This window comes from Endozoicomonas sp. SESOKO3, assembly GCF_024606255.1.
Map to the genome: position 1 here is coordinate 1 of NZ_JAHHPR010000631.1, position 2,750 is coordinate 2,750.

Annotated in this window: 4 protein-coding genes; 1 reads left to right on the forward strand and 3 read right to left on the reverse strand. The window is 44.3% G+C overall.

Translation table 11 applies throughout. The features are described from left to right. From KDK18_RS11140 to KDK18_RS11150, 3 genes are all read right to left on the reverse strand, one after another. The coding region (locus KDK18_RS11140; RefSeq protein ID WP_257254975.1) for a transposase at positions 1–349 on the reverse strand (349 nt) is incomplete at its 3' end. A 161-nt stretch (positions 350–510) separates the two neighbouring features. After that, entirely contained in the window at positions 511–1,185 is a 675-nt protein-coding gene (locus tag KDK18_RS11145; protein WP_257254976.1) for an RING-H2 finger protein, read from the reverse strand. Positions 1,186–1,371: 186 nt separating this feature from the next. Then, complete coding sequence (locus KDK18_RS11150; RefSeq protein ID WP_257254977.1) at positions 1,372–1,575, reverse strand: hypothetical protein; 204 nt, start codon at positions 1,573–1,575, stop codon at positions 1,372–1,374. A gap of 474 nt (positions 1,576–2,049) precedes the next feature. Between KDK18_RS11150 and KDK18_RS11155 the strand changes: the two genes are divergently transcribed. Beyond that, entirely contained in the window at positions 2,050–2,490 is a 441-nt protein-coding gene (locus tag KDK18_RS11155) for a hypothetical protein (protein ID WP_257254978.1), read from the forward strand. The last annotated feature ends 260 nt before the right edge of the window (positions 2,491–2,750 follow it).

Sequence of the window (2,750 nt, forward strand, 5' to 3'; positions counted from 1 at the left end):
TGGGAAAATTGCCTCCCCGCAAGAGTTTGGCAATCTTGTAGGAATCAATTTTATCATTCTTTGCTTTTCCGCCGTGAATCGCTTTCATATAGAGGGCATGACCCAGAACAAAATCAATGCCCTGATGACGACACCAGGTAGAGAGCCGATACCAGCAATGCATGCATTCAACGCCCACGACAATATTGTTCTGACAGGGTTCGATAAAAGCCTGAAGAGCCGATGGATCAGCCGCTATTTTCTGATGAACCAACGTGTCGCCTTGCTGGTCAAGAATACAAACGAAGAGCATTCGGGCATAGAGATCAATACCACAGTAATGAGGATGCAAGTTGGTGTAGAATCTCATTGGGTCTTCTCCTTTTTGGTTTCGTTGCCTACCGGCTTACTCAGTAAGCTGGGGAGAAGGCTCATTAAGTATCAAATGCTTCCAGTTCGTTCCGGGTCTTCGCCCCTCCATCCGACGTGCCTGGTGGCTCGATTTAAGCAGGCGGCATTCTGTAAATAAAACTAGCTGTCGTTGTCTCTATGGCTCTGTCTGAGCCTTGTTCCTGTCTCTGTTGCTGTCTCTGTCTCTGTTGCTGTCTGAGTCTCTGTTGCTGTCTGAGTCTCTGTTGCTGTCTGAGTCTCTGTCTCTATTGCTGTCTGAGTCTCTGTCTTTGCCTCGCTTGCTTTATCCATGAGCGTTTGAAAAACTTCTACTGATTTCCACCGATCTGCTTCGCTTAACTCTGAAAAACGCTGAAAGAACAAATCAGTTAACGTTCTGTATAAACTTCTATCAGTATCATTTTTTGGTGGGTAATCGAGTTGTGATTTTACAAATGGAGCTGCACACGCCAGAAGTTCAGGATCCGCCGGCTCGTTTTGTAGTTTGGCTATCATTCTTGCCTGAAACTCTGGTCTGGAAAGTGCCTGTGAAAGAGGTTCTTGCTCAAAACAAATTCTATGATCTCCTGAACTTGCACCATGGTGTACTCGGGATCGCTGCTTGCAAACCGGGCATAATAGATCACGATTTGATCGTAATGTATCTAAACATCCCTCATGAAAATTATGTCCGCAGCAAAGGGCAGTACTTTGCTGACAGCTGTTAATTTCAAGTTGACAAATTGTACATATGTCAGCGTATCCTGTGCCGATTGTTAAACTTAAGTTGAAAACTAAAAAAATAAACAAGCGCATATACAGCTACACCATTTTGATTTTAATCAAGAGAACAAGCATTAAAAAATTTCCCAAGGAATGCATCTACTTCGCAGTCCCTGAGTTTGTGACTAAGTGCCGCTTTGAGATTTGTACTTTATGTACAGAGGGCAGTGTCATGTTCGTACAGATCGGACTTCATCTTAGTCCATCAGTTCACAACCTTCATGACAAATGCTGAATCTTACGCCACTTCGGATAGGGCATCCCCTTAATGTTCTCACCACGTTCCAGAAAAGCCAGAGCCTCCAGAGCTTCGTACTTCTCTTTGAACTTCCCAATGGTGCAGTACCAGGCTCTGAAGTTCATGTCCCTTATCATGAATGCTGAGTCCAGATCCGTGGCCTCTATCAATTCATCAAATGTCATTCTGGTTCAAAAGTCAGGCAGAAATCATCAACATCACAGAATACACTGGTTGTAGACATGGGAGCCTCTGGTTAGCTATCTGAGAGCTTTAACCGAAAGGTAGTTAAATTACAGGGGCTTGATTGTCTTTTTTTTGCATCGAACTCACGTTGGTTACCCAGTAATAGCTGCGTCATGCTGCTCAATAGGAAGGTCAAAGAAGGCTATTTTTTTAAGCGATTATTTTGAAAAAATATTTTGCTTCTGATTTGAGATGCTTTTTCTGGCGGGCTTGTGTTTTCGGAGTAAGTATAAAAGGGTTGAGGCCTATAATAGGGCGGGTCTATATTTTTTAACAGCAATGACCCCCATCCTGATGTGGCTATCAGCCGATGACTACAAACAGGCGGTCTATGGCTGTGTCAGCTGATTTTGTGATAGTCTCGATTGTCTACTATGCTCAACGCTCACGCAACAAACGGTAAAGGTAAATGTATGAGCCTTGAGGCAAGAGTTGAGAAACTTGAGGAGCAACATAGACAGATGGACGCTAACATGCACAGTCTGGCGAGGGTTTGCGCAGACACACAAAACATCACACTGACTAACCAGCGTGATATTGCAGACTTAAAGTCAGATATTGCTGGGGTCAGATCTGAGGTTATCAGGGTTAAATCTGATCTTGCGGCGTTGACACAGGCGACACTTGCAGGTTTCAAGAGGGTTGATGAACGTTTTGAAGAACATGATAAGCGCTTTGACGAACACGATAAGCGCTTTGACAAGGTTGATAAACGCTTTGACGAGCACGATAAACGCTTTGACGAGCACGATAAGCGCTTTGACAAGATTGATAAACGCTTTGACGAACACGATAAGCGCTTTGACAAGATTGAAGATACACTCGTCATCATCGTGAACCATCTCAAAAAATAACCACGTCACCTAATAATAAAATCCAGTGGATTGTCTATGGCAGCCGCTGATTTGCGCGTTTCTTTTCTGGGGGGACTGGTCTTGCGGGCGAAGAGCGTTTGCCTTTGCCGGGGTTCGAGATAACAAAAAGGAAGAGAGATTAAAGATAATACCACCGGGCAACTGTCCGGCTTTCTTACTACGAATCACATGACAAAATTTTGAGGATTGGTGCCCAGGAGAAGACTCGAACTTCCACGCCCTTTCGGACACTAGCACCT